The following is a 14,762-nucleotide window of genomic DNA, read 5'->3' on the forward strand; positions in this document are numbered from 1 at the left end:
ATTTGAAAAATAATGCAAGTAGTGAAAAAAAATAGAATAGCGGCCATCGTTTTTTTCGTGACGACATTTTTTGTGTTTAGCGCTGCTTTTAGTCAAAATTTGTTTCGTGTAGCTTTAGATGCGGGGCACGGCGATCACGATTTTGGGGCCAATTATGGCGGTCGAATCGAAAAAAACATCAACTTGGCTTTGGTGCTTAAGGTTGGCAAAATTTTAGAACAAAACCCTAAGATAGAGGTTATTTACACCCGTACTACCGATGTTTTTATCGATTTAATCGAACGAGCCAATATTGCAAATCGCGCCGATGCCACAATTTTTGTTTCCATTCATTGCAATGCCAACAAGAATACCGCTGCTTCAGGAACCGAAACTTATGTGATGGGGATGAGTAAAGTAGCCTCGAATCTAGAAGCGGCAAAAAAGGAAAACTCGGTAATTACTTTAGAAAAAGATTACAAACAAAAATATGAAGGTTTCGATCCGAATTCTCCCGAAACGATGATCGGTATGACCTTGATGCAGGAAGAATATTTAGATAACAGTATTGCATTGGCAAGTAAAATTGAAGATCGATTTGCCGATTTAGGAAGAGAAATTCGGCAAGGCGGCGTAAAACAAGCTCCATTTATGGTACTGCACAAGGCCTATATGCCAAGAGTTTTAGTCGAAACGGGCTTTATTTCGAATACTGTTGAAGGTAATTATCTAAATTCAGAAGAAGGACAGAACGATATTGCCCGTGCCATCGCAGATGCGATTGTCAGCTACAAAAGAGAATATTTCGGAGCTGATGCAACCGATAATTACAATGAAAGACCCAGCCAAACAACCCCTGCGGCGGCCGTAAACGAAAATGTGGCCCCAGTGGTTGAAAAACCAGTAGTGAAAGAAGAGGCGCCTGCCATCGTTTTTAAAGTGCAACTAATGACCAGTAAGAAGAAATTAGAATTGCAATCCAGCAATTTCAAAGGGCTCGAAGGGATTACAGTGGTTGCCGACGGGAAGTATTTCAAATATATGTTTGGCGCCGCCGCTACTTTCGAGGAAGCCCAAAAACTGTTGGCGGAAGCGAAATCCAAAGGATATGATTCGGCTTATTTGATAGCATTGAAAAATGGTCAGTTGATTACCGTACAAGAGGCCATCAAATAATTATTAACTTCAAGTTTAATATATTTACATTAAATTTGTCCAAACTTTATATATTTTGAAACTAACACGAGAATTAAAAACAGGCATTTTTGCGCTAACGACTATTGTTTTATTTATCTGGGGGTACAGTTTCCTGAAAGGGAAAGATCTTTTGGATAAATACCGAACTTTTTATGTGCAATACGACAATGTCGAAGGCCTATCGCCCTCTGCTTCGGTCACCATCAACGGATTGGTTGTGGGTAAAGTAACTAAGATTTCGTTGAATAAAGAAACGGGGAAACTAATGGTGCGCTTGCAACTCAAAACCGATTTTCCTATTTCGAAAACCAGTACTGCAGTAATCTATAAACCCGGATTTATCGACGGGAAACAAATTGCCATCCATCCTAATCTTGCGGACAAATCCGAGTGTGCCGAAGGTCAAATTTTAGTAGGGACTTCCGAATTGGACTTAACCGAAGCATTAAAACAGCAATTGGTTCCGCTTCAAGCAAAGTTCGAAAAAGTAATGCTTAATGCTGATAATTTATTGACAGGAATCAACAATGTTTTAGATGCTCAAGGACAACAAGACCTCAAGAAAAGTTTAGCCGAATTGAGTCAAACCATGCAGCAATTCCACAAAGCATCTTCCAGTGTCAATGCGATGCTCGATGACAATAAGGTTCAGATCAATGGCGTGGTGACTAATCTAAATAAAGTTTCGTCGGATTTTTCTAAAATATCCGATTCGCTTCAAAAAGCCGATTTGGGAAAAACGGCTAAAAACTTGCAAAAAACCCTAGAAAATCTAGACAAAATTATGGCCGATATTCAATCTGGTAAAGGCTCGATGGGAAAATTAGTTAAAGACGAAGCCCTCTACAATAATCTGGAAAAAACATCCAAAGAATTAGAATTATTGCTAGAAGATGTTCGACTTCATCCAACGCGTTATGTAAATGTTTCCGTTTTTGGAAAGAAAAACAAACCTTATGTAGCACCTGTAAAAGATACTATTTCAAAATAATAAAGTGATAATTATGGGGTATTTAAGTTCAATTTTATTTGCCATTCTGCTAGCCGTTGGATTTGGTTATTTTTATTTGAATATAAAAAAAATCATCCGAAACATCAATCTTGGTCAAGAAGTTGATCGAAAGGACAATCCCCAAGCCCGATGGAAAAACATGGCGATGATTGCCCTCGGACAATCAAAAATGGTCAAAAGACCCATTTCTGGAATATTGCACATTATTGTGTATGCCGGGTTTATCATCATCAATATCGAATTGCTTGAAATAATTATCGATGGATTATTTGGAACCCACAGAATTTTTGCCTTTTTGGGGACTTTTTACGATGTATTGATTGGGTCATTCGAAATCTTAGCCGGACTTGTTTTGCTAGCGGTATTTGCTTTTTGGACAAGAAGAAATATCATCCGTTTGAAGCGATTTGCCAGCAAAGATTTAAATGGTTTTCCTAAGAACGACGCCAATTATATCCTGTATTTCGAAGTCGTTTTGATGTCGTTATTTTTATTGATGAACGCTTCCGACTTGCATTTGCAAAACATTCCGGGAGGCTTTTCACATTATATCACAGCTGGAAGTTATCCGATAAGCCAGTTCATTGCGCCATTATTCAACGGTGTTTCTAGTGAATTGGTGATGGTACTCAACGAACTATTTTGGTGGTTGCACATCATTGGCATTCTCATTTTTATGAACTATTTGTACTATTCAAAACACCTTCATATTCTGCTAGCGTTCCCCAATACCTATTTCGCCGATTTGAACGCAAAAGGAAAATTCAATAATTTAGAGTCGGTCACCAATGAAGTGAAACTGATGATGGATCCCAATGCCGACCCTTATGCCGCTCCACCCGCAAATGAAAACGCAGTTCCCAGCAAGTTTGGCGCAAGCGATATTCAGGATTTGAACTGGGTGCAATTATTGAATGCCTATACCTGCACCGAATGTGGGCGTTGCACTTCATCCTGTCCTGCTAATCTGACCGGAAAGCAATTATCGCCTCGTAAAATTATGATGGACACCAGAGACCGAATCGAGGAAGTAGGCAAAAATATCGATGCCAACAATGGCGTTTTCGTTCCCGATAACAAATCATTACTCAACGATTACATCACCGCCGAAGAATTATGGGCCTGTACATCCTGCAATGCTTGCGTCGAAGAATGTCCCGTAAACATCAATCCATTGTCGATTATTGTCGATTTGCGTCGCTATCTCGTAATGGAACAAAGCGCGGCGCCAATGTCGTTGAACGCGATGATGAGCAATATAGAAAACAATGGAGCACCTTGGCAATACAATCAGCAAGACCGATTGAATTGGAAGAATGAATAGCATAATTTGGGCGTGACCCTCCGTAAAAACTGCGGGTCGGGCTGTACGTTCCCGCTTTTTTTCTTTATCAATTGCCACGGGTTTGAACCCGTGGCAATTGATAAAGAAAAAAGAGCTCCACTTCCATCCCTCACGCGGATACAGGAAAAAACAAATAAATTGATAAAACAAAACGGTTTCAGATGACAGTTTTTTAAACTTTAAACACTTAAACCTTTAAACTTTTTTATATGTCAGAAGTATTAATAGTACCTACAATGGCCGAAATGCTTTCACAAGGCAAACAACCTGAAGTATTGTTTTGGGTAGGTTGCGCAGGAAGTTTCGATGATAGAGCCAAAAAAATCACCAAAGCATTTGTCCGCATTTTGAATCGCGCCAACGTTTCTTTTGCAGTGCTAGGAACTGAAGAAAGTTGTTCTGGTGATCCAGCCAAACGAGCAGGAAACGAATTTTTGTTCCAAATGCAGGCTATGACCAATATTGAGGTTTTGAACGCCTACGAAATAAAAAAAATCGTAACTGCTTGTCCACATTGCTTCAATACCTTGAAAAATGAATACCCAGAATTGGGCGGAAAATACGAAGTTTTACATCATACCGAATTCTTAAAATCCCTACTCGACGATGGACGATTGACCATCGAAGGCGGACAATTCAAAGGAAAACGAATTACATTTCACGATCCTTGTTATTTAGGAAGAGCCAATAATATTTATGAAGCGCCTCGCGATTTAATTCAAAAACTCGACGCCGAATTGGTCGAAATGAAGCGTTCCCGAGCCAACGGATTATGTTGTGGTGCCGGTGGAGCTCAAATGTTCAAAGATGCTGAACCCGGAAACAAAGAAATCAACATCGAGAGAACCGAAGATGCGCTTGAAACCAAACCCGATATCATCGCGGCCGGCTGTCCGTTTTGCAACACGATGATGACCGACGGTATCAAAAACAAAGAAAAAGAAGGCGAAGTAAAAGTTATAGACATCGCCGAATTGATTGCAAACGCAATGGATTTGTAATATAACCCGCAACTTATAACCCGCAACCTAATAACTCATAACTCCAATGCTTATACCTTTCGAAAATTTACCATTAGAATCCAAAATCTGGATTTACCAATCCAACAGAAAATTCTCGGATGCTGAATTCGCTGAAATTGAAGCGGAAGTACACTCTTTTCTGGAACAATGGGAAGCACATAGTGTTAGTCTTGAAACAGGATATCAGCTCAAATACAATCGTTTTATCATTATTGCCGTCAATCAGGAGGTGCAAGCCGCTACCGGTTGTTCCATCGATAAATCGGTGCAATTCATTCAAAAATTGGAACAAAAGTACCAAGTCGATTTACTCGATAAAATGAATGTTACTTTCAAAAACGGCGAACACATTGCGCACAAATCCTTGATCGATTTTAAAAAAATGGCCAAAGAAAAAGCAGTGACCGAAAATACCATTGTGTTCAACAACCTCGTTAATACCATCGAAGAATATAACGATTCTTGGGAAGTTCCGGCTATGGATAGTTGGCACAGTCGTTTTTTCTAAAACCTAAGTGTATGAAATCTATATTGGCCCGAATGGGATGCAGTGTTATGTTGCTCTTTTTGCTGACCGATTGTGCCAGTAAAAAGTCAAAAATTCCATTCGAAAAACCGGAAATAACCGAAAATGAAGAAATCTACATTCCGCATTTAAAATCGGAGCGAAAAAACTTCTTCAAAGAGTCCGAGGCTGAAAAAAAATGGGTAGATAGTGTGTACCAAACGATGTCGTTAGACGAAAAATTGGGGCAGCTTTTTATGATTTCGGCCTATTCGAATAAGGATTCTGTACACGTTAATTCAGTCGAAAAATTAATTGTCGAGCACAAAGTAGGAGGAGTAATTTTCTTTCAAGGCGGTCCTGTTCGTCAGGCCAATTTGAGCAACAGTTTCCAATCCAAATCCAAAATCCCCTTATTTATTGCAATCGATGCCGAATGGGGGTTGAGTATGCGCCTCGATTCTACTTTTGTACATCCTTGGAATATGACTTTGGGTGCCGTTCAGAATTTGATTCTGATAGAAAAAGTAGGGGAGAGTATGGGCAAAGAAAGCAAGAGAATGGGCGTACATTTTAACTTTGCTCCCGTTTTAGACATCAATACCAATCCCAAAAATCCGGTTATAGGATTTCGATCTTTTGGCGAAAGCAAGGTTAATGTCAGTGATAGAGCTATTGCTTTGATGAAAGGAGTTCAAAATCAAGGTGTTTTTTCTACAGGAAAACATTTTCCCGGTCACGGCAATACGGCTGTCGATTCGCACAAAGCCTTACCACTGGTAGATTATTCAAAAGAACATATCGATTTAGTCGAGTTGTATCCTTACAAACGACTATTCGATGAGGGTTTGGTTTCTGTGATGGTAGGGCATTTGAATATTCCTAGTTTAGAACCAAGACCCAATTATCCTACCTCCATTTCCAAAAGTATCGTAACCGAATTACTGCAGAATGAAATGCAATTTGATGGGCTCATTTTTACTGATGCACTTAATATGAAAGGCGTTAGTACTTACAGAGAAAACACTGATATTCCTTCAACGCCTGGGGATATTGACTTGAAAGCTTTTCTGGCAGGGAATGATATTTTGTTATGTTCTGATACTGTTCCATTTTCAATAGCGAAAATGCGTTCGGCCTATTTGACCAATGTGATTTCAGAGGAACGCTTGGTGTATTCTGTAAAAAAGATTTTACGCTACAAATTCAAAGCGGGTTTGCCTCAATTCAAACCCATCGATACTTCGAATTTAGTACAAGATATCAACCCTTCGTCGAACAAAGCCTTGCATTATCAATTGTTTGAAAATGCAATTACCGTTTTAGAAAACAAAGAAAGTATTCTTCCAATAAAGAATTTGCAAAACAATAGAATTGCCTATGTGAAATTAGGTGATGCTCCAAACTCTGAATTTGTTGCTCATTTAAAAAAATATACCGAAATCACAGAAGTCGCCAGCCAAAATATGGATAGTTTAAATCAAAAATTGAAAGATTTCGATACGGTTATTGTTGGTTTTCATAAATCGGATCGAGCTTTTAGAAATCAGGATTTTACCGAAACAGAGTCGCTTTGGTTGCAACAAATTGCCAAAAAAAACAAAGTGATTTTGGATGTTTTTGCAAAACCCTATTCACTCTTGCCCATATCCAATTATGACGATATTGAAGGATTAGTGGTTTCCTACCAAAATTCGGATGTTGCTCAAATCGTTTCGGCTGAATTAATTTTTGGTGCCATCGAAGCCAAAGGGAAATTGCCCGTTTCTGTCAATACTCATTACAAAGTTAATGATGGTTTACCCACCGAAAAACTGAATCGTTTGGGCTTTACTGCTCCCGAAAATGTTGGGATGAGTCCATTGAAATTGCAAGAAATTGAGCAAATAGTCAATAAAGCGATCGAGGAAAAAATTGCACCCGGAATTGTGGTTTTGGTAGCTAGAAAAGGGAAGGTGGTTTATCAGAAAGCCTTTGGATATCAAACCTACGACAAGCTAAAAATGGTTGCCACCACCGATTTGTATGATGTGGCTTCGTTGACCAAAATGATTGCTACGCTACCCAATTTGATGCAACAGTACGATAAGGGAAAGGTGAATTTGGCAACTACTTTGGCAACAATGCTTCCTCTATTTAAAGATTCGAATAAAGCCAGCATCAATTTCAAAGATTTGCTATTGCATAATGCACAGCTGATTCCTTATATTCCGTATTATAAAAACACGCTTGATAGTTCTGGAAAACCTTTAGAAAAATATTACAGCAAAACTTCTGCCCCAAACTTTTCGAAGCAAGTGGCCGATAGTATGTTCATTCGGAATGATTTTCACGACACGATTATGAAAATTATGGTGGATAGCAAATTATTGCCCGAAAAAAAATACAAATACAGCGATCTGACCTTTATGATTTTGAAAGAATATCTGGAAAAATCAACGGCAAAAAAACTAGATGTTTTGGTGCAAGATCAGTTTTTCCGATCGCTTGGAATGAATTATTCGCTATTTAATCCTTTACAAAAAAAGAATAAATCGGATATTGCTCCTACTGAAATAGACAATTATTTCAGGCACCAAACTTTGCAAGGCTATGTTCACGATCAAGGAGCTGCTATCGAAGGCGGGGTGCAAGGACACGCCGGATTGTTTTCTAATGCGATGGACATTGCCAAAATGATGCAATTGTATTTGCAAAAAGGGAATTATGGTGGTATTCAATATTTTTCATCGCAAACATTTGACGATTTCAACAGTTGTTATTTGTGTGCCGAAGGAAATGTTCGTGGCTTAGGTTTTAATAAGCCTCGCGGAATAGACAATCCCGCTTCAAAATCGGCTTCGGACCGTAGTTTTGGTCATACCGGATTTACGGGAACTATGACTTGGGCAGACCCCGTTACCGAGACTGTGTATGTTTTTCTCTCGAATAGAACTTATCCTGAAGTAGTTGAAAATAAATTGGCCAAAGGCAAAATCCGAGAACAGATTCAAGAAATTATTTACGAAGCTATCGAAAAGTAACTTTGAAATTTATATTCATTTTTCAGAAATTCATTTCTATTTTCCCTAAATTCGTTTCATCAAAATACAGATATGAAAATAGCAATCGTATGTTATCCAACCTTTGGCGGAAGTGGCGTTGTAGCTACTGAGTTGGGTTTAGAATTGGCGCGACGGGGTCACGAAATTCATTTTATTACCTACAGTCAACCCGTTCGATTGGCGTTGCTCAGTACCAATGTGCATTATCATGAGGTAAATGTTCCTGAATATCCCTTGTTCCATTTTCAACCGTATGAACTGGCTTTGTCGAGCAAATTAGTCGATATGGTGAAGTTGTACAAAATCGAATTACTGCACGTACATTATGCCATTCCGCACGCTTATGCTGGTTATATGGCCAAGCAAATGCTCAAAGATGAAGGGATCAATTTGCCGATGATTACTACTTTGCACGGAACTGATATCACTTTGGTAGGCAATCATCCTTTCTATAAAACTGCGGTTACATTTAGTATCAATAAATCAGATTTTGTGACTTCGGTGTCCGAAAGTCTCAAAGCGGATACGCTGAAGTTATTCAAAATTAAAAATGAAATTCAGGTGATTCCGAATTTTATCGAATTGGATAAGCACGAAGTCGAAGCCGTGACTTCTTGCCGTCGCTCGGTGATGGCTGACGAAAATGAACGAATTATTACGCACATCAGTAATTTCAGAAAAGTGAAACGAATACCCGATGTGATTCAAATATTTTATAAAATTCAGCAGCAGATTCCGGCCAAATTGATGATGGTAGGCGATGGTCCCGAAAAAGAAAAAGCGGAATATTTATGCCAAGAATTAGGCATTTTAGACAAAGTTATTTTCTTTGGTAACAGCAATGAAATTGACAAAATATTGAGTTATACCGATTTGTTTTTGTTGCCCTCTGAAACCGAGAGTTTCGGTCTTGCAGCTCTCGAAGCAATGGCTTGGAGCGTTCCTGTCATTTCGAGTAATTCTGGTGGTTTACCCGAAGTGAATTTTGATGGGGTTTCAGGATATTTGAGTGATAAGGGAAATGTTGATGAAATGGCCGAAAACGCCTTGAAAATTTTGAAAGACACAGCTACTTTAAATAAATTCAAAGAAAATGCGTTAGCAGTAGCAAAGCAATTTGACATCGAAAACATTCTGCCTTTGTACGAAGAACTCTATCATAAAGCGATATATAAATTTTCATGAAAAAAGTAATCTTATTATTGGTTAGTTTATTCCTGTTTTCTTGCGGTGCTACCTCTACAAAAACAGCAGGGACGAATGCCTTGTACGAACTGATAACCCAACAAGCCGATGGCGGCGCGAGTATTCGTTTTTTCGAAATATTAAGTACAGAAAATGAAATTGCCATGTTGCTAAATGACGAGAAATTAAAAGAAAAAATTAAACCCAGCGACATTCAAAATGCTAATTTTATTGTTTTGAATCTGGGCGAAAAAGCAACTGGCGGATCTAAAATAGGGATTGAAAGTGCGGTGGAAACAGATAAAAATATCATTATTACGATAAAAGAAACAGAAACGAAATCAGGTTCAACTGCGGCGCAAGAAATTACCACTCCATTCAGCGTGGTAAAAATTAATTCTAAAAAAGAAATTATCATTAAATAGCAAAGATTTTTGGGAAATTTTCGAAAACCTTTTGTAGGGTTACTATAATTTTATATTATAAATAAAGTTAAAATATTCTGATTATCAAAAGGTTGAGAATTGATTTTTAAATCTTCATCCTTTAAAGTTTTGAACATTGAACTAAAATATTATATTTGTTCAAAACTAATTATAATGGCAGGAAATAGCTACGGAACCCTATACAGAATAACAACATTTGGCGAATCACACGGCGAAGCTTTAGGTGGAATAATTGACGGATGTCCTTCAGGAATTGCATTGGATTTTGATGCCATTCAATTTGAAATGTCAAGAAGAAAGCCAGGCCAATCTACAATTGTAACGCAACGTAAGGAACCAGATGATGTGCAATTTTTATCTGGAATTTTTGAAGGAAAAACTACAGGAACTCCCATCGGATTTATAATCCCGAATACCAATCAAAAATCAGACGATTATTCCCATATCAAAGACAATTACCGCCCTAGCCATGCCGATTATGTCTACGAAAAAAAATATGGCGTTCGTGATTACCGCGGCGGTGGGCGAAGTTCAGCTCGCGAAACTGCCAGTAGAGTAGTGGCGGGAGCTATTGCGAAACAAATGTTGTCAGATATAAAAATCAATGCTTACGTTTCATCGGTGGGGCCACTATTTTTAGAAAAACCATACCAAGATTTAGACTTTTCAAAAATAGAGAGTAATCCGGTACGTTGTCCAGATGAAAAAATGGCTGCCGAAATGGAGGAATACATTCGGGTAATCAAAAAGCAAGGCGACACGGTCGGTGGTACCGTAACTTGTGTGATTCAAAATGTTCCCATTGGTCTGGGCGAGCCTGTTTTCGATAAGTTACACGCTGAATTGGGCAAAGCTATGCTTTCAATTAATGCTGTAAAAGGATTCGAATTTGGCAGTGGATTTTGTGGTGCGAAGATGAAAGGAAGTGAACACAATGATTTATATAATCCTGACGGAACCACTAGAACCAATCTTTCGGGTGGTATTCAAGGCGGAATTAGCAACGGAATGGACATTTATTTTCGAGTGGCATTCAAACCGGTTGCCACAATTATGCAAAAACAAGAATCGCTCGACAATACGGGAAATATTACTGAAATGACCGGCAAAGGAAGACACGATCCTTGTGTCGTTCCGCGTGCTGTTCCTATCGTCGAAGCCATGGCAGCGATTGTTCTTGCCGATTTCTATTTGATTAACAAAACGTATTAATGTTGGAAGCGGGAAGTTAGAAGTGGGAACAGTAGTAGATAAAAATTCCAATCTTGATAACCAAAACTCGCAACCCGCAACCCACAACCCACAACCCACAACAGGAAAGCTGCAACTCGAAAAATTAAAAAAATGACTGAAACCAAAAAACCATCCTTCTTAGGAAACTTAACTGTCCAAATTGTTATTGCTATGCTTTTGGGCGCATTTTTGGGAATTTATATTCACAACAATTACGATGCGACCTTTGCCAAGGAGTTTAGTGACAAGATCAAAATATTAGCGACCGTTTTTATCCGTTTGGTGCAAATGATTATTGCCCTTTTGGTATTCAGTACTTTGGTGCCGGGTATCGCAAAATTAGGCGATGTTAAAACGGTTGGAAGAGTGGGCGGAAAAGCCTTGGCTTGGTTTTTTAGTGCTTCTTTTATTTCTCTATTAATCGGTTTATTTTGGGTCAATATATTAGAACCTGGGGTAGGACTCAATCTCTCCAACATCGATTTATCCACGGCTGCCGAAGTGACAGGAAATACAAAAAGTTTTTCTGCACAAAACTTCATCGAGCACATTATACCCAAAAGTATCGTTGAAGCAATGGCTAATAATGAAATTATTCAAATTGTAATTTTCTCCATCTTTTTCGGCTTAGCGGCTGCTTCAATTGGGAATTATGCAAAGCCTGTGACCAATTTTATAGAAGTGTTATCTCATATCGTTCTGAAAATGGTGAATTATGTGATGAAATTTGCTCCAATGGGCGTTTTTGGTGCTATTGCAGGCGTTTTTGCTATAAAAGATTTGAATGATTTAGTTTTTACTTATATCAAATTTTTCGGATCCTTTTTGGTTGGGATTTCAACTTTATGGGTTTTTCTTCTAGCAATAGGCTTTTTATTTCTGGGAAAAAGAATGAAATCCTTATTGAATCATATTGTTAGTCCGCTTATAATTGCGTTTAGCACCACAAGTAGCGAAGCAGTTTTCCCTAAACTTACCGAGGAATTGGAGCGTTTTGGCATCAAAGACAAAATTGTTTCGTTTATGTTGCCTTTGGGTTATTCGTTCAATTTAGATGGCAGTATGATGTATATGACTTTTGCCAGTATGTTCATTGCTCAAGCCTATGGAATCCATCTGGATGTCGGCACCCAAATGACGATGTTATTGGTTTTGATGCTGACCAGCAAAGGAATTGCAGGGGTTCCCAGAGCTAGTTTGGTAATAGTAGCTGCCACTTGCGGAATGTTTAAGATCCCCATCGAGGGAATCGCTTTGATTCTGCCAATCGATCATTTTTGCGACATGTTTAGAAGCGCGACGAATGTTTTAGGTAATGCCTTGGCCACTTCGGTGGTTGGAAAATGGGAAGGTGAAGATTCCGGTTCCGAATAAATTTTAATCGAAAGTAAAGAATAGCAACCCGTTTCGAATACCGAGCGGGTTTTTTATTAGGGTATGCAGCCATTGATTCCTATTTTTATTCATTATAGTTTAGGGAATAACTTATAAAAACCTCATTTTATATCGTTTAAATTTAAAATTTAAGTGTATATTTGAAATGATTATTTTCAAATATGCAAAAAATTCGCTTTGTCTTACTACTTTTTGGACTGCTGATTTCTTTCAGTAATTCTATTGGCGCGCAAACCCAACTGCCCACAAAAGCAGCCATTCGGCAAAAGGCTAAACTGGCTTTAAAATATTTGAATTCTGAAAAATTTGAAAAATCCCTAGAATCGGCCAGACTTAGTTTAAAATACGCCACAGTACAAAAAGACGATTATTATATTGCAGCTTCATACAATATTATAGGTGCCAATTATGATGAACTATCAGAATATGATAAAGCCATTTATTTTTATAAAAAAGGATTAACATATGCCAATAAAGTTACGAATGATACCATCAAAAATTATATAAACAATAATTTAGGCAATGTGTATTGCTTTGAAAAAAAAGAGTACGAAAAGGGTATCAAATTCTATAAAAAATCACTGGAATATAGTGAGAAAGCGGCTGATACCAGTCAAATTGTTTTTACTAAACTCAATATAGCTTGGGCGTACTTCGATATTGGCCAATTTGAAAATGGGGCTCCCTATTTGTACTACATCAATAAATACCACTCGAAATTTGGTGATAAATCAACCTTGCTCGTATTGAATATGCTAAATGGTATGTACAATCGGGATAAAGGAGCCTATCAAAAAGCCGAATCTTATTTTTTGAAAGCCATCGAACTAGGCAAGATATCCGGAGAAAAAAATGATCTGGCTTTTGCTCACCAAGAATACTCTTTGCTTTTATTGAAAATGGAAAACTATAAAGCTGCCTACGAACATTTGGCAATATACAATACCATTACAGCGGAAATTTACAATGAAGAATTACTCAGAAAAGCGCATATAGCTGGGATTAATCTGGAATTGGATGAATACAAACGGGCTATTGATCAAATCGAAGATGAAAAGAATTTGCAAGCACAAAGTTTAAAACAATCCCGAATCATAGTGGTTCTATTTATTGCGGTTTTTTTAGTTCTTCTGATGCTGTTGTATTCACTTTTTAAGAATTACAATTTCAAGAAAAAAGCGAATCACGAGCTGACTATCGCCAACGAAGAATTGATGATTGCCAAAGATAATGCAGAGAAAGCTTCGCAAGCCAAGACACAATTTGTATCGACTATAAGTCACGAGTTACGAACGCCTCTTTATGGAGTAATAGGAATCACGAATTTGTTGTTGGATGAACATCGCGAATTGGCGGAAAGTCCTCATTTGCATTCACTCAAATTTTCTGCCCGATATCTGTTATCGTTAGTAAACGATATTCTTCAAATCAATAAAATTGAAGAAAACAAAATTGTTCTCGAAAGCTTAACTTTCAATATTTCAGATGAAATCAATTTGGTTAAAAATGCGCTTTCATTTATTGCACAAAGTCATAACGATATCATCACTGTTGAGGTTGACAAAGCCATTCCAGAGTATTTGATCGGGGATAAATTGCGTCTGGCCCAAGTATTGATGAATTTAATTAGCAATGCCTTAAAGTTTACAAAAAACGGAGAAGTAGTTGTGCGTGCCAATTTGATTAAAGTAGAGAACTCCGCTCATCATATAGAATTTCAAATTGCCGATAATGGAGTGGGGATCGATGCTGCCGATCAAGAAAAGATATTTGATAAATTTGTTCAAATAGGTCGCAATGAAAATGATTATCAGGGAACCGGCCTAGGATTAGCCATTGTAAAAAGATTACTAGATCTTTTCAAAAGTGAAATTACGCTCGAAAGTCAAGTAGGTGTTGGCACCACTTTTATTTTTACCATAGCCTTCGACCATAATCCCGATAAGACAATTGAAATTATTAATAATATAAAAGTTGATTTAAGTACTGGACAAATTTTTAAGATATTGGTTGTCGAGGATAATAAAATCAATCAGACTATCATTAAGAAAATAATCGAAAAAAACCATTGTAGTTGCTGTATTGTTGACGATGGATATCAAGCACTGGCTATTCTTGAAAAGGATGTTTTCGATGTTATTTTGATGGACATCAATATGCCATTAATCAGTGGTTTCGAGACTACCCGAAAAATTCGTTACAAGGGAATTCAAACTCCTATTATCGCTTTGACTGCTTTTGCTAAGGACGAAATAACCGAGGAAGCGATCGAGGCGGGAATGAATGATATCATGATAAAACCTTTTGAGCCCATAAAATTATTTCAGGTGATAAATGATCAGATAAAAAAACAAAAAAACGCCGTCTATTGACAGCGTTTTTTTATACATTAGACTGAA

Annotated in this window: 11 protein-coding genes; all 11 read left to right on the forward strand. The window is 37.8% G+C overall.

Going from position 1 to position 14,762, the window contains the following annotated elements; genetic code table 11:
- Positions 1-12 precede the first annotated feature (12 nt).
- Positions 13-1,155, forward strand: a complete 1,143-nt coding sequence (locus E1750_RS16505; RefSeq protein ID WP_133277825.1) for an N-acetylmuramoyl-L-alanine amidase family protein — start codon at positions 13-15, stop codon at positions 1,153-1,155.
- A 55-nt stretch (positions 1,156-1,210) separates the two neighbouring features.
- On the forward strand, positions 1,211-2,167 hold the full coding sequence (locus tag E1750_RS16510) for an MlaD family protein (protein WP_133277826.1): 957 nt from the start codon (positions 1,211-1,213) through the stop codon (positions 2,165-2,167).
- Positions 2,168-2,180: 13 nt separating this feature from the next.
- Positions 2,181-3,512: a (Fe-S)-binding protein gene (locus E1750_RS16515; RefSeq protein WP_133277827.1), complete on the forward strand. Its 1,332-nt coding sequence runs from the start codon at positions 2,181-2,183 to the stop codon at positions 3,510-3,512.
- 230 nt (positions 3,513-3,742) lie between these two features.
- Positions 3,743-4,534 carry a (Fe-S)-binding protein gene (locus E1750_RS16520; protein WP_133277828.1) on the forward strand — a complete coding sequence of 264 codons (792 nt, stop codon included), beginning with the start codon at positions 3,743-3,745 and terminating at the stop codon, positions 4,532-4,534.
- A gap of 46 nt (positions 4,535-4,580) precedes the next feature.
- Positions 4,581-5,063, forward strand: coding sequence for an ABC transporter ATPase (locus E1750_RS16525; protein WP_133277829.1), 483 nt, complete (start codon positions 4,581-4,583; stop codon positions 5,061-5,063).
- Positions 5,064-5,074: 11 nt separating this feature from the next.
- Positions 5,075-8,083: a glycoside hydrolase family 3 N-terminal domain-containing protein gene (locus E1750_RS16530; RefSeq protein ID WP_133277830.1), complete on the forward strand. Its 3,009-nt coding sequence runs from the start codon at positions 5,075-5,077 to the stop codon at positions 8,081-8,083.
- A 72-nt stretch (positions 8,084-8,155) separates the two neighbouring features.
- Complete coding sequence (gene bshA, locus E1750_RS16535; protein ID WP_133277831.1) at positions 8,156-9,289, forward strand: N-acetyl-alpha-D-glucosaminyl L-malate synthase BshA; 1,134 nt, start codon at positions 8,156-8,158, stop codon at positions 9,287-9,289.
- Positions 9,286-9,714, forward strand: a complete 429-nt coding sequence (locus E1750_RS16540) for a protease complex subunit PrcB family protein (RefSeq protein ID WP_133277832.1) — start codon at positions 9,286-9,288, stop codon at positions 9,712-9,714. The genes bshA and E1750_RS16540 overlap by 4 nt, the downstream gene beginning before the upstream one ends.
- A 174-nt stretch (positions 9,715-9,888) precedes the next feature.
- On the forward strand, positions 9,889-10,947 hold the full coding sequence (aroC, locus tag E1750_RS16545; protein WP_133277833.1) for a chorismate synthase: 1,059 nt from the start codon (positions 9,889-9,891) through the stop codon (positions 10,945-10,947).
- Positions 10,948-11,079: 132 nt separating this feature from the next.
- Positions 11,080-12,342, forward strand: a complete 1,263-nt coding sequence (locus tag E1750_RS16550; RefSeq protein ID WP_133277834.1) for a dicarboxylate/amino acid:cation symporter — start codon at positions 11,080-11,082, stop codon at positions 12,340-12,342.
- Between the two features lie 182 nt (positions 12,343-12,524).
- The gene (locus E1750_RS16555; protein WP_133277835.1) at positions 12,525-14,735 is read left to right on the forward strand and encodes a tetratricopeptide repeat-containing hybrid sensor histidine kinase/response regulator; all 2,211 of its coding nucleotides are present in this window, start codon (positions 12,525-12,527) and stop codon (positions 14,733-14,735) included.
- The last annotated feature ends 27 nt before the right edge of the window (positions 14,736-14,762 follow it).

Origin of the sequence: Flavobacterium nackdongense, assembly GCF_004355225.1 — a bacterium.
GTDB classification, from domain to species: Bacteria; Bacteroidota; Bacteroidia; order Flavobacteriales; family Flavobacteriaceae; genus Flavobacterium; species Flavobacterium nackdongense.